Source organism: Saccharothrix sp. NRRL B-16348, assembly GCF_001280085.1.
In the GTDB taxonomy this organism is placed as follows: Bacteria; Actinomycetota; Actinomycetes; order Mycobacteriales; family Pseudonocardiaceae; genus Actinosynnema.
This window is the reverse complement of sequence record NZ_LGED01000001.1, coordinates 299,385-319,533: the sequence shown is the minus strand read 5'-3', so window position 1 is coordinate 319,533 and position 20,149 is coordinate 299,385. Positions and strand designations below refer to the sequence as shown.

At 73.3% G+C, this 20,149-nt stretch carries 18 protein-coding genes; 7 read left to right on the top strand and 11 right to left on the bottom strand.

Annotated elements, in window-relative coordinates:
- Positions 1-34: 34 nt before the first annotated feature.
- From ADK67_RS01570 to macS, 4 genes are all read right to left on the bottom strand, one after another.
- Complete coding sequence (locus ADK67_RS01570; protein WP_053714507.1) at positions 35-1,498, bottom strand: SDR family oxidoreductase; 1,464 nt, start codon at positions 1,496-1,498, stop codon at positions 35-37.
- Between the two features lie 68 nt (positions 1,499-1,566).
- On the bottom strand, positions 1,567-2,136 hold the full coding sequence (locus ADK67_RS01565; protein ID WP_053714506.1) for a DUF1707 SHOCT-like domain-containing protein: 570 nt from the start codon (positions 2,134-2,136) through the stop codon (positions 1,567-1,569).
- A gap of 3 nt (positions 2,137-2,139) precedes the next feature.
- Positions 2,140-2,790, bottom strand: a complete 651-nt coding sequence (locus ADK67_RS01560) for a response regulator (protein WP_053714505.1) — start codon at positions 2,788-2,790, stop codon at positions 2,140-2,142.
- Positions 2,787-3,893: a MacS family sensor histidine kinase gene (gene macS, locus ADK67_RS01555; RefSeq protein WP_053714504.1), complete on the bottom strand. Its 1,107-nt coding sequence runs from the start codon at positions 3,891-3,893 to the stop codon at positions 2,787-2,789. Before macS ends, ADK67_RS01560 begins: the two co-directional genes overlap by 4 nt.
- A gap of 224 nt (positions 3,894-4,117) precedes the next feature.
- Between macS and ADK67_RS01550 the strand changes: the two genes are divergently transcribed.
- Positions 4,118-5,314: a GGDEF domain-containing protein gene (locus tag ADK67_RS01550; protein WP_053714690.1), complete on the top strand. Its 1,197-nt coding sequence runs from the start codon at positions 4,118-4,120 to the stop codon at positions 5,312-5,314.
- A gap of 5 nt (positions 5,315-5,319) precedes the next feature.
- Here the strand turns inward: ADK67_RS01550 and ADK67_RS01545 are convergent, their stop codons facing one another.
- Positions 5,320-6,510, bottom strand: coding sequence for an AI-2E family transporter (locus ADK67_RS01545; protein WP_053714689.1), 1,191 nt, complete (start codon positions 6,508-6,510; stop codon positions 5,320-5,322).
- Positions 6,511-6,641: 131 nt separating this feature from the next.
- Here ADK67_RS01545 and ADK67_RS01540 point away from each other — a divergent pair, with 131 nt between their 5' ends.
- From ADK67_RS01540 to ADK67_RS01530, 3 genes are all read left to right on the top strand, one after another.
- On the top strand, positions 6,642-8,822 hold the full coding sequence (locus tag ADK67_RS01540; RefSeq protein ID WP_053714503.1) for a hypothetical protein: 2,181 nt from the start codon (positions 6,642-6,644) through the stop codon (positions 8,820-8,822).
- A 169-nt stretch (positions 8,823-8,991) separates the two neighbouring features.
- Positions 8,992-9,789: a hypothetical protein gene (locus ADK67_RS01535; protein ID WP_157619842.1), complete on the top strand. Its 798-nt coding sequence runs from the start codon at positions 8,992-8,994 to the stop codon at positions 9,787-9,789.
- Positions 9,790-9,982: 193 nt separating this feature from the next.
- On the top strand, positions 9,983-13,357 hold the full coding sequence (locus ADK67_RS01530; RefSeq protein WP_157619841.1) for a hypothetical protein: 3,375 nt from the start codon (positions 9,983-9,985) through the stop codon (positions 13,355-13,357).
- Positions 13,358-13,437: 80 nt separating this feature from the next.
- Here ADK67_RS01530 and ADK67_RS01525 read toward each other — a convergent pair whose 3' ends face one another.
- From ADK67_RS01525 to ADK67_RS01515, 3 genes are all read right to left on the bottom strand, one after another.
- The gene (locus tag ADK67_RS01525) at positions 13,438-14,220 is read right to left on the bottom strand and encodes a sensor domain-containing diguanylate cyclase (protein WP_053714500.1); all 783 of its coding nucleotides are present in this window, start codon (positions 14,218-14,220) and stop codon (positions 13,438-13,440) included.
- 66 nt (positions 14,221-14,286) lie between these two features.
- Positions 14,287-15,171, bottom strand: coding sequence for an exonuclease domain-containing protein (locus ADK67_RS01520; RefSeq protein WP_053714499.1), 885 nt, complete (start codon positions 15,169-15,171; stop codon positions 14,287-14,289).
- A 25-nt stretch (positions 15,172-15,196) separates the two neighbouring features.
- The gene (locus ADK67_RS01515; RefSeq protein ID WP_053714498.1) at positions 15,197-15,754 is read right to left on the bottom strand and encodes a TetR/AcrR family transcriptional regulator; all 558 of its coding nucleotides are present in this window, start codon (positions 15,752-15,754) and stop codon (positions 15,197-15,199) included.
- Positions 15,755-15,947: 193 nt separating this feature from the next.
- On the opposite strand from ADK67_RS01515, the gene ADK67_RS01510 reads away from it, so the two are divergent.
- Complete coding sequence (locus ADK67_RS01510) at positions 15,948-17,339, top strand: hypothetical protein (protein ID WP_053714497.1); 1,392 nt, start codon at positions 15,948-15,950, stop codon at positions 17,337-17,339.
- A 6-nt stretch (positions 17,340-17,345) separates the two neighbouring features.
- Here ADK67_RS01510 and ADK67_RS01505 read toward each other — a convergent pair whose 3' ends face one another.
- From ADK67_RS01505 to ADK67_RS01495, 3 genes are all read right to left on the bottom strand, one after another.
- A complete protein-coding gene (locus tag ADK67_RS01505) occupies positions 17,346-17,534 on the bottom strand; it encodes a hypothetical protein (RefSeq protein WP_053714496.1) in 189 nt (62 codons plus the stop codon).
- Between the two features lie 15 nt (positions 17,535-17,549).
- Positions 17,550-17,960 (bottom strand): VOC family protein, encoded by a 411-nt coding sequence (locus tag ADK67_RS01500; RefSeq protein WP_053714495.1) that lies wholly within the window; start codon positions 17,958-17,960, stop codon positions 17,550-17,552.
- Positions 17,961-18,046: 86 nt separating this feature from the next.
- On the bottom strand, positions 18,047-18,892 hold the full coding sequence (locus ADK67_RS01495) for a helix-turn-helix transcriptional regulator (protein WP_082403129.1): 846 nt from the start codon (positions 18,890-18,892) through the stop codon (positions 18,047-18,049).
- Between the two features lie 92 nt (positions 18,893-18,984).
- On the opposite strand from ADK67_RS01495, the gene ADK67_RS01490 reads away from it, so the two are divergent.
- The gene (locus ADK67_RS01490; protein ID WP_053714494.1) at positions 18,985-19,698 is read left to right on the top strand and encodes an SDR family oxidoreductase; all 714 of its coding nucleotides are present in this window, start codon (positions 18,985-18,987) and stop codon (positions 19,696-19,698) included.
- Positions 19,692-20,075: a hypothetical protein gene (locus tag ADK67_RS01485; RefSeq protein ID WP_197289223.1), complete on the top strand. Its 384-nt coding sequence runs from the start codon at positions 19,692-19,694 to the stop codon at positions 20,073-20,075. Before ADK67_RS01490 ends, ADK67_RS01485 begins: the two co-directional genes overlap by 7 nt.
- Positions 20,076-20,149: the final 74 nt, after the last annotated feature.

The following is a 20,149-nucleotide window of genomic DNA, read 5'->3' as shown; positions in this document are numbered from 1 at the left end:
GGGCGAGTGTGCACCCGCCCTCTTGTGCAGTCCATCAGGACTTTCTGAATTCACTCGTAAGTTGAGCTTCATTGGCGATGTTGCGGGCCATGCCGCCGAACACCAGCCCGTGGAACGGCCACACCAGCCACCAGTACACGTGCCCGGCCAGCCCGCGCGGCACGAACACCGCCCGTTGCGAGTAGGTCGACCCACCGCCGTCCGCCGCCGCGACCCGCAGCTCCAACCACGCCAGGCCCGGCACCCGCATCTCCGCGCGCAACCGCAGCAACCTGCCCCGGTCGAGTTCCTCGACCCGCCAGAAGTCCAACGCCTCGCCGACGTGCAGCCGCCTCGGATCACGCCGCCCGCGCCGCAGCCCGACCCCGCCGACCAGCCGGTCCAGCCACCCGCGCACCGCCCACGCCAAGGGGAACGAGTACCAGCCGTGCTCGCCGCCGATGCCCTCCACGACCTGCCACAGCCGTTCCGGTGAGGCGCCGGTCCGCCGTTCCCGCACGTCGACGTACGACGAGCCGCCGGACCAGTCGGGGTCGGTCGGCAGCGGGTCGGCGGGCGCGCCCGGCACCGACGCACCCGACCAGCGGGTCTCCACGTCCGCGCCGCGGACCTTGGCCAGCGCGAGGGCCACCGCCCGGTCGTAGCCGGTGTTCTCGCCCGGCAGCCACGTCTCGACGTCGTGCTCCCGGCACACCACCTCGTGCACCAGCGACTCGATCAACGGCGCGGCGATCGCCCGCGGCACGGGCGTGACCAGGTCGACCCAGTAGGCGGACAGGCGAGGCGTGAGCACCGGCACCGGCAGCACGCGGCGCCGGGGTAGCCCGGCCACCTCCGCGTACCGGAGCATCATCTCCAGGTAGGTCAGCACGTCCGGGCCGCCGACGTCGAACGCCCGGTTGACGTCGGCCGGCAGCCCCACCGCGTCGACCAGGTACCGCAGCACGTCCCGCACCGCGATCGGCTGGACCCGGTTGCGCACCCAGCGCGGCGTGACCATGACCGGCAGCCGTTCGGTGAGGTAGCGCAGCATCTCGAAGCTCGCCGAGCCGGACCCGATCACCACCGCCGCCTGGAGCACCGCGGCGGGCACCGGGCAGCGCAGGAACACGTCCCCGACCTCTTCGCGCGAGGCGAGGTGGGGTGACAACGCCACCCCGGGCGGGTGCAGCCCGCCCAGGTAGACGATCCGCCGCACCCCCGCGTCCGCCGCGGCGCGCGCGGTGTTCTCCGCGGCGCGCCGGTCCGCGTCGGCGAAGTCCGGGTCGCTCAACGAGTGGACGAGGTAGTGCACGACGTCGACGTCGCGCACCGCCGCGTCCAGCGACGCCCGGTCGAGCACGTCGCCGCGCACGACCTCGACCTGCCCGGCCCACGGCACGTCCCGCAGCTTGCGCGGGTCGCGGACCAGGCACCTGACCCGGTGACCCGCCGCGACCAACCGGGGCACGAGCCGTCCGCCGAGGTAGCCGGTCGCGCCGGTGACGAGGCAGTGCACGTCACGATCCTCGTCGGCCGGCGGGCGGGGCGCACGACGGCGTCACGCGGCGGCCGGGACGACCCCGGTCACGCGTGCCGGAACCAGCGGGCCTTCTTCTTGATCTCCACGTTGCCCGCGCGCACCAGGCCGTGCACGACGAAGTGCGGTCGACCGTTAACGCCGGTGCCGACCTTGTCCTTCAGGTTGCTCGCGGCCAGCTCGACGCCGTCGGCGTTGACCGTCGCGCCCTCCGGCAGCACCAGCTTCACCGACCCGGCGGTCACGTCCAGCTCGATGTCCACCACCGCGTGCGGGATGGACGCCTCGCGGAAGTCCAGGTCCGTCGAGCCCATCCGGCTGCGCACGACGAGCTGCCGCGGCACCGTCCAGTTGCCCTTGCGGTTGACCGTCGACATGGTGGCCTTGAGCTCCTGCCGGTCCTGCGGCACGGCGAGCACCTGCTCGTTGTGCACCATCCCCGGCAGGTCGAGCAGCACCGCGTTCAGCTCGCCGCGGGTGCGCGCGGCCAGCGCGGTGTCGGTCCGCTCGGTGAACTCGTCCAGCGTGATCAGGCCGCGGCCGATCGCCTTCTGCAACAGGCCGACGACGTGCTCCCGCTCGGCGTCGGACACCCGGAAGTCCTTCGGGTCGGTCATGGCTCAGCCCTCCGGCTCGACGTCGAGCCCGTGCTCGATCGCGTACCGCGCCAGCTCGACGCGGTTGTGCAGTTGCAGCTTGCGCAGGGTGGACTGCACGTGGTTCTCCACCGTGCGGTGCGAGATCACCAGCCGGTTCGCGATCTGCCGCGCTGTCAGGCCCTTGGCCACCAGCCGCAGCACCTCGGTCTCCCGCTCGGTGAGCTGCGGCTTGTCGTCGTCCGGCGTGGCGGCCATCCGCCGGTACTCGCCGAGCACCAGCCCCGCCAGCCCCGCGGTGAACACCGCGTCACCGGCCGCGGTCCGGTTCACCGCCTCCACCAGCTCCTCGGCCGACGCCGACTTCACCAGGTAGCCGGACGCGCCCGCCTTCACCGCCTCCAGCACGTCGCTGTGCTCGCCGCTCGCGGACAGCACCAGCACCCTCGTCCCGGCCAGCGACCCGGTGATCATCGTGGTCGCCTCCACCCCCGTCGTCTCGCCCAGGTTGAGGTCCATCAGCACCACGTCGGGCCGCACCGCGCGGGCGATCCGCACCGCCGACGCGGCGTCGCCCGCGGTCGCGACCACCTCGAAACCGCGTTCGGCCAGGTCACGCGCGACGCCGTCACGCCACAGCGGGTGGTCGTCCACCACCATCACGGAAACGCTCATCTGTAGACCCGCACCTCCCATTCGGTGCCCTCCCCCGGCCCCGTTTGCAGCTCAAGGGTGCCACGCAGCGCCTCCACCCGGCCCCGGATGGACTGGGCGACGCCCATCCGCCCCTCCGCCTCGGCGGAGGCCAGCCTGCCCTCGGGGATGCCGGGGCCGTCGTCGCGGACGCTGATCACGACCTCCTCGCCGAGGTCTTCGAGCAGCACCCACGCCCGCGCGTCCGGGCCCGCGTGCTTGTCCACGTTGGACAGCGCCTCGCGCACCACGGCGGTCAGCTCGAACGCCGTGGCGGCCGGCAGCATCACCTGCGTGGCCGGTGTGGACACCTGGAACCGGGACGTGGCGAGCAGCTGCAACGCCGGCCGCAGGTCCGCGTCGCCGTCCACGGTGGACTCGGTCGGCGCGGCGGCCACCAGGGACCGCAGCGCGACTTCCTGCTCACCGGCCAGTTCCGCGAGTTCCGCCGCCTCGCCGCCGAGTTCCGTGCCGCGCTTGCGCACGCGTGCCAGCACCTGCAGCACACCGTCGTGAATGGACCGGGCGAGCCGCTCGCGCTCCGCCGTGGCCGCCTCGGTCCGCAACGCCTGCGCCAACCGCACCGCCGAGCGGCGCGCCGTGGACGACGCCATGCCGACCACGAAACCGGCGCCCGCCAGCAGGACCACGTCCCGCACCAGGTCGATGGTGAGCTCGACGCGGTTGAGGTAGGTGCTCAAGCCCACCACGAACCCGGACACCGCGCCCGCGACCTGCCCGCCGAGCGCGCCCGCCGCCACCGGAGGCCCGGCCGCCCAGATCGTGGTGATCAGCGGGACGGCGAACAGGAACTGAGCATCCGTCATGATCAGCGGCGAGAGGGACATCAGGCCGCACGTGACCCCGACGTCCGCCACCACGATCCACGGCCGCCGCCCGCGTTCCCGGCTGTAGGCCTGGATGGTGAACACGGACCAGACGGCCATCGCCGCGATCGTCGCCCACGCCAGCCACGGGCGTTCGTAGTAGTTGTGCTGGACGATCACGTTGCCCAAGGCGAACAGGAACGTCACTACGCGTAGCGCTACCGTTCCCCGCCAGAGGTGCGCGACCGGGTCCTCCATGGCCGCTGTCCCCTGGTCGGATGGCTTCGTGTGCACGGTGTGCTCCCTTCGTCCCCAATCTTGCCGTGTCGGAGTGGCGCAGCTAACCCCCAGGTGGCCGTCTGTTCCGATACCGACACATGTGGAAGGCTGGCGGGAGTCACCGAGCGTGATCTCACGGAGTCTGATTACCTCCGGGGGTGAAGATCACGTCCGTGGACTGCTGCGGCGAGGGAGGGCCGAGCGTGCGCCACTGGCCTCTGTGGACGCTGAAGCGCTCCGCGCTGGCCTACTGGCTGCTCGTGGACCTGCTCGCGCTGGCCGTCGTGGTCTACGCGATCGTGACGTGGCCCCAGCCGTCGCCCGGTGAGATCGGCCGGTTCGCGGCCATCGCGGGCACCGCGGGCGCGGTCGTCATCGGCAGCTCGATCTACAGCCACCGGGCGGGCGAGGCCGCGCGCAACCCGTGGGCCGCCCACCTGTGCTACCTCACCGCGGGCCTGGTCGCCCTGCCGTGCAACCTGCTCGTCCTGCTGCTCTTCGGCCCCGCGCTGCACGGCGTGCTGACCCAGCGCCCCGAGTCGCACCGCTGGGTGTTCACCCTGTCCGCGACCACGCTGGCCGTGTTCGGCACCCGCTACGCCATCGGCTGGGCCGAGCCGCGCGCGGACCTGGCCGTCATGGTGCTCGGCGGGACCGTGCTGCTGGTGGTCCGCGCCGGCGTGATCGCGCTCGGCCTGAAGCTGCGCAGCCCGCACGCCAGGGGCGAGGAGGTCATCGGCGAGCCGATCGACGTCGTGCTCGGCATCGTGGCGGTGAGCATCGGCGGCCTGATGGGCTTCGTCGCCGTCACCACCCCGGTGCACGCGCTGATGGCCGGACCGCCACTGGCCCTGCTGGAACGGGCGGCGCAGCTGCCGCAGTGGCGGCGGTCCGCCCAGCGCGACGCCAAGACCGGCCTGGCGAACGCCGTGCACTGGGACAGCCGGGCCCGGTACGAGCTGTCCAAGGCACGGGTGCGCGACCGGCCGATGGCCGTGATGCTGCTCGACCTCGACCACTTCAAGCGGGTCAACGACGAGGTCGGCCACCTGGCGGGCGACTCGGCGCTCAGCGCGGTCGCCCTGCTGCTGACCAGCACGGTCCGGCGCGGCGACCTGGTCGGTCGCTTCGGCGGCGAGGAGTTCGTCGTGCTGCTGCCGGACGCCGAGCCCGCCATCGCCCGGTCCGTGGCGCAACGCGTGCGGCACGCCGTCGCCGACCTGGCCGTGCCCACCGTCGGCACGGACGGGCGGGAGCACCTGCTCACCGGCCTCACCGTGAGCATCGGCGTGGCGACCACCCAGCGGTTCGGCTACGAGCTGCCGGACCTGCTGGTGGCCGCCGACTCCGCGCTGCTCGCGGCCAAGGGCTACGGCCGCAACCTGGTCGAGATGGCCTGACCTCTCTACTGCCTGCCGCTGTGCTCCGCGGTCGGGCCCTCGGTGTCGTCGATGTCCTCGACACGATCCCCGCCCGTGTCGATCGGTCCGCTCTCCTGCGGCTCCAGCACGTCGACCTGGCGCGGCTCCACGTCCCGGTCCGACTCCGACAGCAACGACCTGATCCCCGAGTTCAGCACCGCCAGCAGCGGCACGGACAGCAGCGCGCCCGCGATGCCGCCGACGACCAAGCCGGCCGTGATCGCCAGCACCACGGCCAGCGGGTGCAGCTTCACCGCGCGTCCCAGCAGCAGCGGTTGCAGCACGTGGCTCTCCAGCTGCATCACGCCGATCAGCACGGCCAGGATGATCAACGCCTGGATGGGCCCGTTGGCCACCAGCGCCACCAGCACCGCCACCGCGCCGGTGATCACCGCGCCGACGATCGGGATGAACGCGCCGAGGAACACCAGCGCCGACAGCGGCACGACCAGCGGCACGTCCACGATCCACAGGCCGATGCCGACGCCCACCGCGTCCACCACCGCCACCAGCGCGGTCGCCCGCACGTACGACACGAGCGAGGCGAACCCGCGCCGTCCGGCCACGTCCGCCCGGCCGCGCACGTCGCGCGGCACGATCCGGATCATGAACCGCCAGATCCCGTCGCCGTCGTGCAGGAAGAAGATGAGCGTGAACAGCGCGAGGATCAGCCCGGTCAGCAGCTCGCCGACGGTGGCCGCCGTGGTGAGCGCGCCCGACGTGATCTCGGACTGGTTCTCCTTGACCGTCTCCACCACCCGGTCGAGGTACTGCTGGAGCTGGAGGTCGCTCAGGTGCAGCGGCCCGTCCTTGAGCCAGCCGCGGATCGTGTCCAGGCTCGCGCTGACCTGCTCCTGGAGGTCCGGCAGGCCCTTGGAGAACTCGGTGATCACGAACGTGAGCACGCCGCCGACGACCGCGATCCCGCCGACGAGCACCACGCCGGTGGCCAGCCCGCGCGGGATGCCCGCCCGGTTGAGCTGCGACACCGCGGGCGACAGCAGCGCGGCCAGCAGCAGCGCCACCCCGGTGGGGATGACGATCGTGGCCAGGAACCCGACCACCTGGAACACCACGTAGAGGGCGGCGACCACGGCCACGAACCGCCAGCTCAACGCCGCGGTCACGCGGAGCAGCCGCGGCACCCTTTCGCTGATCTCATCACTCCCCGTCACGCCGATCACGGTAGCCCGCCCCACCGCCGCGAGTGGGCCGGTCGGAGACGGACGCGGGCATGTCGAACCCCACGTTTCGGATTGCGGCAAACGCCGGCGGAACCGGCGCGCCGGGTGATCGGATCGCAGGCGTGACCGCCGAAGAGACCGTCGAGGACGCCGTCCGCGCCGCGTTCGCCGCCGGACGCCTGCTGCGGTTCGACCCGAGGACGCCCAAGCGGGACCGCACGGTCCGCGGCGAGCTGCTGTCGGAGCTGCTCGCCGACGGCACGCGGACCGCCGCGCTGAGACTGGCGGGCGCGAACGTCGTCGGCTCCTTCGCGCTCGAAGGCGCGCAGGTCGACCACGTGATCGACTTCCTCGACTGCTCGTTCGAACGCCCGCCGGACCTGCGCATGGCCCGCCTGGTGGGCCTGCGGATGCGCGGCTGCAAGGTGCCCGGGCTGTGGGGCCGCAACCTGCGCGTCGGCAGCGACCTGGTGCTGGAGGCCGGGTTCACCAGCGACGGCGTGGTCGACCTGACCGACGCCTCGGTCGACGGCACGTTCCGGCTGGCGGGCGCCGTGCTGCGGAACAAGGGCGGTGACCACGCCCTGCTCGCCGCGCGCATCCGCCTGTCCGGCTCGTTGCAGGCCATCGCGCTGCGCGCGGGCGGCGAGGTGCGGCTGCGCGGCGCGAACGTCGGCGGCAACGTGCACCTCGGCGGCGCGCGCCTGCTCAACGCGGGCCAGAACGCCCTGGACGCCACCGGCGTCACCATCGCGGGCACCCTGTTCTGCGACGCCGAGGGCGGCCGGTTCACCGCCGAGGGCCGCATCCTGCTCGACGGCGCGCGGGTCGGCGGCAGCGTCGTGTTCTCCGGCGCCCGCCTGCACGCCAGCGTGGTCGACCGCCCGGTCCTGGTGATACCGCGCGGCACCGCCGACGAGGCCGCCGCGCTCGTCGCCGACCGCATGCGGGTGGAGGGCAACGTCGAGCTGGACGACGGCTTCACCTCCTCGGGCACGGTGCGCCTGCCCAACGCCGAGATCGGCGGCTACCTGCGGCTGTCCGGCGCGGTGATCGGCCGCCGCGACGTGGTGGAGGAGCCGGCGGACCACACGGGCGAGGTCGTCCAGCGCATCCCGGTCGCCCTGCACGCGGACGGCATCCAGGTGCGCGGCGACCTCGAAGCGCGGGGGACGCGCAACAGCGACGGCGAGCGGGAAGGCGCGTTGCGGGCGTACGGGCAGGTGCGCCTGGTCGACGCGTACGTCCGGGGCAGCGCGTCCCTCTCCGGCGCGCACCTGCACGGGCCCGGCCTCGACGTGCTGTTCGCCGACCGGCTCCGCGTCGGCGGCACGCTGTTCCTCCGCGACCTGCGCGCCCGGGGCTCGCTGCGCCTGCAGAACGCCGCGATCGGCTCCACCCTGGACTGCTCCGGCGCGTCCCTGCTCGCGCCCCGCCGCCGCCCGGACGGCACGGTCAAGCCGTCGCTGGACGCCCGCGTGGCCACCATCGGCAAGGACCTCCTGTGCAGCCACGGCTTCACCGCCGCGGGCGGCGTGCGGCTGCGGCTGGCCGAGGTCGGCAAGATGGCCACGTTCGCCGGCGCCCGGCTGGGCGGGCCGGGCAGCGACATCGCGCTCAACGCCTACGGGCTCGCGGTGGGCCAGCTCGTGGTGCGGTTGTCCGAGGACCGGGTCCCGGTCGGCCGGGTGGTGCTGACCAGGGTGAGCGCGGCGACCGTGATGGACGGGCCGGGCCTGTGGTCCGCCACCGGCGGCGTCGACGTGGAGGACTTCACGTTCCGCTCGATCTCGTCCACGCCGCACGTCGACGTGCGCACCCGGCTGCGCTGGCTGCGCGAGGTGCAGCCGGACTTCGCGCCCGGCCCGTACGAGCAGCTGGCCGCGGTGTACCGCGACGGCGGCGAGGAGGAGCTGGCGCAGCTCGTGCAGCTGGAGAAGCAGCACCGGCGCTACTCCGAGCTGGGCGTCGCGGGCCGGGTCTGGGGGTTCCTGCAGCGCTGGACGGTCGGCTACGGCTACCGGCCGTGGCTCGCGATCGCCTGGCTGACCGCGTTCTGGCTGCTCGGCACGGGCTGGTTCCTGGGCCACGAGATGCCGAAGCTCAACGAGGACGAGTCGCCGTCCTGGAACGCCTGGCTGCTGTCGATGGACCTGCTGATCCCGATCGTCGACCTCGGCCAGGACGGCAAGTGGAAGTTCAGCGGCGCCTCGCAGTGGATCTCCAGCACGTTGATCGCGGTCGGCTGGATCCTGGCGTCCACGGCCGCCGCCGGCGCGGCCAGGGTGCTCAAGCGCGTCTGATCACCCACCGTCACGGCCGAAGGCACAGAGTGTTCGTCACACGATCCGGCGAACCAGGTGTGGATGGAGTGCGCCCGCACCTCGCGGGCTGGCACTCTCACGTCGTCGGCTTGATCACCTCGATCACGTCGCCGGCGAATCCCAGTGCTCTTCGGCGGAGGTTCCAGCGATGTCGTGCGTTGACCAGCGAGTGGGAACGGGGGCGGGCCGCGTTCGGCGGCTGCTCTCCCGCGCCCTGCTGGTCGTCGGCGGCACGCTGGCCGGCACCGCCGCGGCCTGGGCGCTGTCCGCGACCGCGGCGTCGGCGCAGATCCCGGTGGTCGACCCGGTCACCGAGGTCGCGCACGACACGCTGCCGCCCCGTGCGGCGGAAGGCTCGGTCGAGGCCGCGTTGGCCCCGGTCGGCCGGGCCGTGCACGACCTCGACACGGCGCTGAGCACCCCGCGGGTGCCCGAGCCGAGCCCGCCCGACCTGCGTCGGGTCGCGGAGGACCTCCGCGGCGCCGTCGGAGGCGTGCGCGACTGGTTCCAGCACCGCGCGTCCGAGGAGGCGCCCGTCGACGTGGTCGTCGGCGGCGCCGTGACGCGGCACGTCACCGAGACCACCCCGGCCGCCACCGCCGTGCCGGTTCCCGCCGGCACCCCGGTGGTGCAAGGGGTGTTCGGCAAGCTCAGCCGGATGTGGCTGGACGCGCCGCGGCAGCCGGTCGCCGCGCTGTCCGGCGCAAGCGGGTCCTCCCTGCCGGGAGACCCGTCCGGGCTGCCGTCGATGCCGTTCGCGCCGCTCGGCGCGCCGGCCCACTGCTCCTGCGGTGGCGACGGCTCCGGTTCCTCCGGCGGCGGCAACGGCCCGTTCACGGCCGTCTCCGCCGACCGCATCGACTCCGCGGTGGCCCGGGCTCTGTTCCCCGCCACCGAGCGGAACACCGTGACGCCGGGCAAGCAGCCCGGCATCACGCCCGACTGACCACAGCGCGCGGTCCGCGGCAGCTCTCGACGAGCTGACCCGGTACTCGACCGTCGCGCCGCTCGCGTGCGCTCCCACACCGGTCGAGATGCCGCGCTCCCCCTCGAGAAGACCCGGGTGGTCGTCCTCTCCGACGCGGTCGCCGCGTCCGGCCACCCCTCACCTCCCGCAAGGGACAGAAGAAGGAGAACCCATGCAAACCTGGGCCAAGCGCGGTCTCCAGACCGCACTTGTCACGGGTGGTTTGCTGATGCTCGGTACGGGCATCGCTTCAGCCCAGGAGAACGTCAACCCCGACGCGAAACCGAATCCGCTCGACGCCAAGGTGCGCGTGCCGGTCGACGTCGACCACAACAACCTGGGCACCCTGGTCGGCAACCACGACCTGCCGTCCATCCACCAGGAGTTCGGCACGCCCGGCGCGGCCGACCTGCCCGTCCGCGACATCGCCGTCCCGGCCAACCCCCTGGTCCGCAACGCGCAGGAGCGGGCGGCGGGCGTCGACGGCGCGGGTCTGACCCGCGGCAACACCGCCGACGCCGACGTCGTCGTGCCGGTCAGCGTCTGCGGCAACGCGATCGCGGCCGGCGGCGACGCCTACACCGACGGCGTGTGCGTCCAGTCGGCCAGCAGCGCGGGCGAGATCAACGCCGACGGCTCCCGCGGCACCCTGGCCGGCAACGTGGCGCACGCCGCCGCCGCCGTCTCACCCCAGGTCAACGGCAACGCGATCGCCGCCCTGGCCAACGCCGAGTCGCGCGCCGCGTCCTACCAGCGGGCGACCGCGGGCGACCGGGTCCGGACCTCGGGCGAGGACGGCTCGCTGTCGGGCAACATCGCCGCCGTCCAGGGCGCGCTGCCCGCGCAGGTGACCAACAACGCGGTCGCCGCCGGCGGCAACTCCTACAGCCGGGCCACGTCGGCGAACGACGCGCAGGCCGTCGGCTCGCTGACCACCACCGGCGACCGCAGCTCCGGCGGCGGCAACGTCCTCGGCGTGCCGCTCGCGCCGGTCGTCGCGGTCACCGGCAACGGCGTCGGCGCCGCGGGCAACGCGGACACCGCCAGCGAGAACCGGGCGTCCTCGGACGCAGGCACCACCCAGCGCGACCGGACCGACCTCCCGATGTGGACGGCCACCTCCGGCAACGACGGCACGCTCTCGGGCAACGTGGTCCAGCCCGCGTTCGCCGGTCCCGTCGCCGCGGGCGACAACGCCCTGGCGGGCGGCGGCAACGCGCAGGTCTCCAACGCGATGGCGCACGACGCCGAAGCCGGCGGCAACAGCTTCACCGCCGGCCAGGACTCGGTGCTGTCCGGCACCTTCGTCGACGCGCCCGTCGCCCTGCCGGTCTCCGGCGCGGGCAACGCGCTGTCCGGCGTGGGCACCGGCTCGGCCCGGCACGCGAACGAGGCCACCGCGGTCTCCGGCGGCGACACCTACACCAACGGCGACCGGTCCGTGCTGTCGGCGAACTCGGCGAACCTGCCGCCCGCCGGCGCGGCCGACCTGTGCGGCAACGGCCTGACCGGCGGCGGCATCGCCGACGCCGAGTGCGGCAACGACGTCGTCGCGGACTCCGGCGGCTACAACGGCACGACCGGCAACGACGCGGTCGGCTCCGGCAACGTCGGCCAGGTGCCGCTCGGCGCGCCCGCCGAGGCGTTCGGCAACGGCTTCGGCGCGGCGGGCACGCCCACCGGCAGGGCCACCGAGAACAAGACCGTGCGCTCCGGCCGGGTCGCGACCAGCGTCGACGACAACGGCACCGTGTCCAGCAACGTGGTGTCCGCACCGACCGCCCTCGGCGGCCAGGTGTTCGGCAACTCGGGCGGCGCGGTCGCCAACCCGACGTCGAAGACCGACAGCGACACCGAGATCGACCTCGGCAACCCGCCGAAGGCCAACGGCAAGCACGGCTCCGCCTCGGGCAACATCGTGCACGTACCCACCTCGAACCCGGCGCAGGTCTTCGGCGACTCCGCGGTCGCGGTCGGCAACGGCTCGTCGGAGACCGACAGCAAGCTCGACTCCCGCTCCGGCGGCGCCGCCACCACCACCGGCGACGAGGGCTCGCTGTCGGGCAACGTGCTGTCGCTGCCCGAGGCGTCCTCGCCGCAGGTGTTCGGCAGCGCGATCGGCGCGGGCAGCAACGTCGAGTCGGAGAGCCGCAACCAGTTCGGCTCGCACTCCGGCGGCGACGTGCAGACCTCCGGCGACGACGCGTCGTTCTCGGGCAACGGCATCGGCGCGCAGCCGTCGATCCCGCTGCAGGTGTTCGGCGACGCCGTCACCGCCGCCGGCAACGGCGAGTCCCGGACGGACAACAGGACCGGCCTGATCGCCGGTGGCCGGCACCTGACCTCCGCCGAGGACAGCGCGTGGTCGGGCAACCTGCTCACCGCGCCCGCCGGTGTCACGCCGTCGGTGCACGGTGACGCCGTGACCGTCGCCGGCCTCGCGGACGCCGCGACCGCCAGCCGGTCGCAGAGCCAGTCCGGTGGCGTGACCACCACCGAGGGCCGCGGCGCGGTCACCGCGCACGACATCGAGGCGCCGACCGAGGCGTTCGCGCGCATGTTCGGCATCCCGGTGGACGTGCTCGGCACCGCCACCACGAACGCGCACGACAGCAACGACGTGCGCACCGGCGACGACCGGGGCGACGCCGCGCCGGTCGCCGACGCGAGCCGGGGCATCCAGCTCCCGGCGAGCCTCGACAGCCTGCTGCGGGTCACCGAGCTGCCGACCCTGGACCTGCTCGGCCGCGTGTCCCAGTACACCGTGCCGGTGGCCCTGCCGGGGATCCACGACCTGCGCGGCCTGCCGATCGACCGCCTGCACCAGGTCGAACTGCCGGGCAGCGACCTGCTGGCCAGGTCGGTCCCGAAGCCGGAAGCGCCGGAGTTGGAGGCGCCCGAGCTGGATGCGCCGAAGCCGGAGCTGCCCAAGCCGGAGCTGGCGGAGGCGACCGCGCCGATCGCCGCGCTGTCGAAGGCCGAGCTGCCGGAGGCCACCGCGCCCCTGACCGCGCTGTCGAAGGCCGAGCTGCCGACCCAGCAGATGCCGCGCATCGGCAACATCGACCAGGTGCTCCGCCACGGGCTGCCGCCGATCGCCGAGGCGACCCGCGCCGCCCTCCGCACGGTGCCCCTCGCGGGTCTGCTGACCCGTTCGGTGACGGCCGAGTCGGCCGAGCGCTCGTTCGGCGGCAGCCTGCCGCTGGTCGACGACCTCGCCGTGACGCAGGGCATCCCGGCCGTGGAGAGCCTGCCGGTGCACGACGTGCTCGCCGGTCTCGTCCCGGGCGGTCGCGCCGTGTCGTCGCTGCCGATCGCGGCGCCGGCCGGGCTGCCGTTCGTGCTGCCCGTGCCCGGTGTGGCGCAGCCCCGCACCGAGTCCCCGATGGTGCCGCCGCTGTCGCTGAGCGGTCTGAACGTCAACCCGGTGCAGGGTGGCGCCGGTCCGACGCAGTTCACCGAGGCCCAGGCGCCGGCCCTGGCGGGCATCGACGCGCGCAGCGTGTTCAACCCGCTTGAGGACACCGCCGTGATGCCGCGGATCTGATCCGCCGCTCGACACCCCCCGCGACCGGGCCCCTGGCACCTCAGTACCAGGGGCCCGGTCTCGTCGCGGGGCTGGGCAACTCAGTGGCGCAGGCGTTCCTCGACGTGCGCGATCACGGAGTGCAGCGGCGCTTCGCCGTCGCTGGTCACCCAGCACACCCGCACGCCGGTGCGCACGCGTTCGCCGCCGAGCCGCACCGCGCGCCCGGCCAGCTCGCGCACCCGTGCCGCGACCGCCTCGCCGCTGCCGTTCGGGTGCTCCGCGACCACGGCGAACGAGTCGCCGCCGTACCGCGCCACCGTGTAGTCGGCCCGTAAACCCTGCCGCAGCCGTTTCGCCAGCACGGCCAGCAACTCGTCGCCGCGCCGGAAGCCGTGGGCCGCGTTCACCGCCGCCATCCGGTGCACGTCCGCCAGCACCAGGGACGCCAACGTGCCCTGGGTGCGTGCCCGGATCAACGCCTGGTCCAGCCGGTCGAGCAGCAGCGCCCGCCCCGGCAGCCCGGTCAGCGCGTCGAGCAGGCCGGCGCTGTGCGGCACGTCCGCCTGCACCGGCCGCAGCAGCACCAACACCTGACCGCGCACCCCGATCGGGTAGTACTCGGCCCACACCTGGGCGTGCGGCAGCATCATCGGGATGGTCAGCGGTGATCCGGTGCGCAGCACCTGCGCGGCCAGGTCGGCGCAACTGGGCAGCGGCGCCCCGGAGTCGTCGCGGGCGCAGGCGTCACCGAGCAGCGACGACGCCATCGGGTTCGCGGCGAGCACCACGCCGTTCTCGTCCTGGAGCAGTACCCCGACCGGCAGTTCCGAGACGAACTCGTCCCACACCGCACGGGAAGCCGTTGGCTGCACGGTACTCATAGGACTCGTGCCTTCCGCTGAGGCATGGCCTGTCCGTGAAGAGCCTCCCCGCGGCCGGCGGGCTTTTCAATAGTCCCGACGCCACCCGGTCCGGTGATCTTTGTCCGGCGCTGTAACACCCAGCAGGCCGAGCATCCCGGCGAAGTCCTCCTCGGACACGATCGGCACCCGGTACGCCCGCGCCCGTCGCGCCTTGCTCGACAGCGTGAACGGGTCGGCGGCCACGACGACGCGGGTCGCCTTGGTCACGTGCCCCTGGCTCACCAGCCCGGCCGACGCGGCCAGGTCGACCCACTCCTCGCGCGGCGCGTGCATCTGGCCCGTGAACACCACCCGGTCGCCGCGCACCAACGTCACCAGTTCCGGCCGGCGCGACACCGGCGCGGCCGTGCCCCGCCGCACCTCCACCACGTCGTCCGGCAGCGGCACGCGCGGCACGGGCTCGGCCGCCGGCACGCCGAACCGCAGGTAGTGGGCGAACAACGCGGCCGTGGCGCGGGCGTCGTGCAGCGCGGAGTGCGCCGAGTCGAGCACCACACCGGCCGCCTCGCAGCACGCCGCCAACGACCGCCCGACCCGGTTCGGCAGGTACCGGTCGGCCAGGCGCATCGTGCACAGGCCCGTCACCGGCAGGTCCACCCCGGCGCGGGCGAACTCGGCGGTCAGGAACCGGGCGTCGAACGACAGGTTGTGCGCGACCACGACCCGTTCGGCGAGACGTGCCGCCAGCGCGCCGGCGGCCTGCGCGAACGTCGGCGCGTGCCACACGTCGGCCGCGCGGATCCGGTGCACGTGCTGCGGCCCGAGGTCGCGCCGTGGGTTGAGCAGGGTGCACCACTCGTCGGTGACCCGGCCCGCGTCGTCCAGCCCGACGACGGCCACCTCGACCACCCGATCCGAACCGTGCGCGGAGAACCCGGTCGTCTCCACGTCGACCACCGCGTACCCCATGATCGACGAACCTTACCGATCATGGTCACCCGCTCAGCGCGCGGAGCACCAGGTCGACCACCGCGTCGGCGAACTCGCCGGTCAACGGCGCCGTCCGCAGGAACCACCGCTGGTAAACGGGGCCCAACAACAACTCCGCCGCCGTCGACACGTCGGCGTCGGCTCGCACCTCCCCCAATCGCCGGGCCCCGTGTAATCGCTCCTCCAACGCCATCCGGCGGGGCATCAGCAGCAACATCACCAGGTCCGTGCGGGCCTCGTGCACCAACGCCCGGCATACCTGGTCGAACCGCCGCTCGGTCAACTCCTCGGCCGCGGCCCGCAGCTCCCGCTTGAGGTCGACGGCCAGCACACCGCTGGGCGGCTCGTCCGCCGCGGCGGGCCCGAACTCCACGAAGGCGTCGAACAGCAACGGCCCCTTCGACGGCCACCACCGGTAGATCGTCTGCTTGCCGACGCCGGCCCGGGCCGCGACCGCCTCGATGGTCAACCGGGAGTGGCCGAGCGCCTCGACCAACTCCAACGCGGCCAGGAGGATCGCCCGCCTCGAACGGTCGCTGCGCCGCGCCGCGTCGGGTGGCATCTCTTGATCGTATGCGCAGTTCCGCGGGTGCGGGAATGATCCGCGAGCGCCGCGACCGGGCGACCTCGAACGCCGGCTGATCCGGCCCTGGTGTCCGTTGTTCGCCTGACATCACGGGTGTCGCGGGGATCGTATGGTGCCGGAGTCGCCGGCTGCCCTGCCGCATGCCGCGAATCCCAGGGGAGAACTCAGCTTGTCCTACCAGCAGCAAGGTCCGCAGCACCGTCCGCCGCCGCGGTACCCGGCGCCGCAGTACCCGCCACCGCACCACTTCCAGCCGCCGCAGGGGATGCCGGTTCCGCCCGGCCCGCCGAAGAAGCGCACGGGCCGGGTGGTCGCGGTGATCGTCGTGGTGCTGGTGGTGGTGCTCGGCGGCGGGGTCGGCGTGTGGTTCTGGCAGTCGGGTGGCGGCTCGTCCCCGGTGGGCGAGGACCTACCGAAGAACGCCGCGCTGGCCCAGCTGGCGTTCCCCGACCTGGGCGCCCTCCGCCACGGCGACGGGGTCGACGCGATGTGCGGCTCGGTGGAGAAGGCGATGACGCCCAGGGGGTACCGGCGGATCTCCGCGGGGGAGACGAGCGGCGGGATCAACTGCCGCTTCATCACGCCCGGGCTGTCCTTGCTGACCGACGGCGCGATCATGATGAGTTCCGACGTCGCCAGTTGGCGAGGCGACACGGAAGACCTCTTCCAGCGCTTCTACGACCAGGCCGTGCGCATGCGGGACGCTGAGCTGAAGAACCCCAGCTACGCGTCGAGCAAGATCGAGCACTTCCCCGCTGGCGACGGCGGGTACATCTTCCACCGGGTGACGAAGGCGGTCGGCGCCACCAACGCGCGGACCGACACCGAAGCGGTGTTCCGGTCGGGGGACGACCTCATGTGGGTCGCGCTGTGGGGCAACGTCCACCGTGCGGCCAAGGGCGGCGAACGCGTGTTGGCGGATCCGCTCACCGAGGAGATCACCTATCGGGAGATCTCCGACATCGTCAAGGCGCTCAGCGGTGACGGGCAGCCGGGCGCGCCGCAGATCACCAAGCCCGACCTGGCGCAGCACCCGACCCTGGCCGCGACGGGGGCGAAGCCGGTCGCCGGTGGCACCACGACCGAGGCCGTGTGCGGGAAGTTCGGCGCGGCGGCCGGGAAGCTGGGTGTCGTCCTCATGCCCAAACGCGGTGGTTGCACGTACGAGCCGCCCGACGACCGGTCCTACAGCGAAGGTTCCGTGCACCGCACGGTGGGCATCGCCGTCGAGGTGAAGGAGAAGGACTCGAACACCCCCGCCGAGGAAGAGCTGGCGAGGGAGCTGCGGAGCCTGCTGGAACGATCGTCCGACGACAAGTACAAGTTCGGGCCGGTGTACGAACTCCCGCTCGGCGGCACCGGGTACGCCGTCGTCTACACCTTGGAGGGTGGCGGGGGCAGCAGCTCGGGTTACGTGCAGGCCGGTTACGTGGTCGACGGCACGACGCACGTCCTGGTCAAGCTCACCAGCAGGGTCAAGAACGGCCGCGACCTGGTCGCCCCGCCCGAGGAGGCCCTGGTCGCGGACCTGGTGACCATCTTGACCGCGATCGGCGGCTGACGCGGTTCAGCCGCCCGAGCCGCCGACCGTGACGACCGCGCCCGCTCCACGCGCCGTGCCGGCGGGGATGAACGCCTCGACGTCCGCCGGCCCCGTGTCCCCGGGGTCGGTCCGGTCGTGCGCTCCGCGCGACCGCGCCAGGTCTTCGAGCCGCTGCGCCTCGGCGCGTGCGCGGGCCCAAGAGGGGTGGCACATGGTGGGACCTCCCGGTCAGCTGAGCTCTTGGATGCGGATCAGGTTGCCCGCGGGGTCCCGGAAGGCGCAGTCGCGGACGCCGTACGGCTGCACGGTCGGCTCCTGGACCACCTCGGCGTCGCCCGCCTGCACCTTCTCGAACGTCGCGTCGAGGTCGTGGGTGGCCAGCAGGATCCAGCCGTAGGTGCCCTTGGCCATCATCTCGGTGATGGTGCGGCGCTCGTCCTCGGTGATGTTGGGGTCGGCGGCGGGCGGCGCCAGCAGGATCGACGTGTCGGGACGGCCGACGGGACCGACCGTGATCCAGCGCATCCGGCCCTGGCCGACGTCACTGCGGACCTCGAAGCCGAGGGTGTCGCGGTAGAAGGCGAGGGACGCGTCCGGGTCGTCGTGCGGGAGGGCGCTCGTGTGAATCGTCAGGTCCATGGCGTTCAGCCTAGGCACGCGCCCTGACCTGCGCTTCTCGATTCCTGATCGCTCACGCGGCAGCCGGCCGGCGATCCCGGCGGGTGTCAGTGGCTGAACTGCTCGAGACCGGTGACGCGGAGCAGGCCCAGCGCCGATGCCGAGGGTGTGCCGGGAGCGGCCGAGTAGACCAGCAGGGTCTGGTCCGACTCCGGCACCAGGAGGACGTCGCAGTCCAGGGTGAGCGGGCCGAGGTCGGGGTGCTCGATCGTGGTGCGGCCCGCCCGCAGCCGCCCGGAGCGCCCGGCTCGCCACAGGCCGTCGAACCGCGCGCTGCCGGCGCGCAGGTCGGCGACGAGGCGGGCGAGGTCGGGGTCGCGCGGGTAGCGGGCCTGCGCGGTCCGCAGGCAGGCGACGCAGTCGGCCGCCGAGTCCGAGTCCGGTGACAGGGTGACCCGGCCGACGCCGGTCCCGAGGAACCGCTGCCGGATGAGGTTGCGGCGTTCGGGCGGCAGCTCGGAGAAGTCGCCGAGCAGCGCGGTGGCGAGCGGGTTCCAGGCGAGCACGTCGGACTTCGCCGACAGCACGAGGGCGGGCAGGTCGGACATGCGGTCCAGCAGCCGGAGCACGCTCTGCCGGACCAGCACCGGGACCCGGCCGGCTTGCGGCGGCGCGGAGTCGGCGAGCCGGAACAGCGTGTCGCGGTCGTCGTCGCTCAGCCTCAACGCCCTGGCCAGCGCGCTGAGCACCTGGGTCGACGGCTTGGGGCCCCGGCCCTGCTCCAGCCGGATCACGTAGTCGACGCCGAGACCCGCGAGCTGGGCGACCTCCTCGCGGCGCAGACCGGGCACCTGCCTGCGCGGACCGGCGGGCAGGCCGACGTCCGCGGGCTTGACCCGTGACCGCGCGGTGCGCAGCACGGCCGCCAGTTCAGCTCTGTCCACGACCACCATCCTGCCGAAGCGGCGACTCCTCGGGGTGGTACCGGCGATCCCAGGCGCCGGCGGTCCTGGCACCAGGCGGCACCGGCGGCGAGGCTGCGGTCATGACGACGACTGCCCTGGTCACCGGGGCGAACAAGGGGCTGGGACGGGAAACGGTGCGCCGGCTCGCGGCACTGGGGTGGGACGTGTTCCTCGCGGCACGGGACGCCGGACGCGGTGGCGCGGCGGTGGCGGAACTGGCCGCGGCGGGCCTGGACGTGCGGTTCGTCCCGCTCGACGTGACCTCCGACGAGTCCGTGGCGACGGCCGCCGACACCGTGAGGGCCGAGGTCGGCCGGCTGGACGTGCTCGTGAACAACGCCGGGGTCGGCGGCCGGGTGAGCCCGCCCACCGACACGACGGCCGCTTCGCTGCGCGAGGTGTTCGAGGTGAACGTGTTCGGCGCCGTCCGGGTGACCAACGCCTTCCTGCCGCTCCTGCGCGCGGCCGAGCGGCCCAGGGTCGTGATGGTGTCCAGCGGGATGGGATCCTTCACCGTGGCGAACGACCCGCGCTGGTTCGACCTCGTGCCCGCGCAGCTCGGCTACCCCGCGTCGAAAGCGGCGCTGAACATGATCACCAGCCAGTACGCCCGCGCCCTCGACGGCGTCCTGGTCAACGCGGTCGACCCCGGCTACACGGCGACCGACCTCACCGACCACGCGGGCTTCCAGACGGTGGCCGAGGACGCCGACGTGATCGTCCGGCTGGCCCGCGTCGACTCGGACGGGCCGACCGGCGGCTTCTTCGACCGAAAGGGGATCGTCCCGTGGTGATCGGAATCCTGTCGCTCGGCCTGCACCCGAGCGCCATCGACTACAGCCGGTACCCCGGCCTCGACCAGGAGACGCTGACCGCCCGGATCGCGGCGGGCGAGGCGGCACTGCGCGCGGAGGGGTTCGACATCGTGCCGTGCCAGGTGTCCGCCGACCCGGACGAGGCGGAGCGGAAGGTGCGGGAGTGCGTCGCCGACCACCCGCTCCGGGTCGTGATGATCGGCGCGGGCCTGCGGATGGCGCCGGAGCACACCCTGCTGTTCGAACGGCTCGTCAACCTGATCAACCGGCTCGTCCCCGGCATCGTGTTCTGCTTCAACACCTCGCCGGAGACGACGGTCGACGCCCTGCGCCGCGCGGTGGCCGCGGACGCCTGACTCAGCTGCCGGGTGCGAACTCGGCGAAGTACTTGCGCACCGGATGAGGTCGTCGACATCGGGACCTCGTCCTC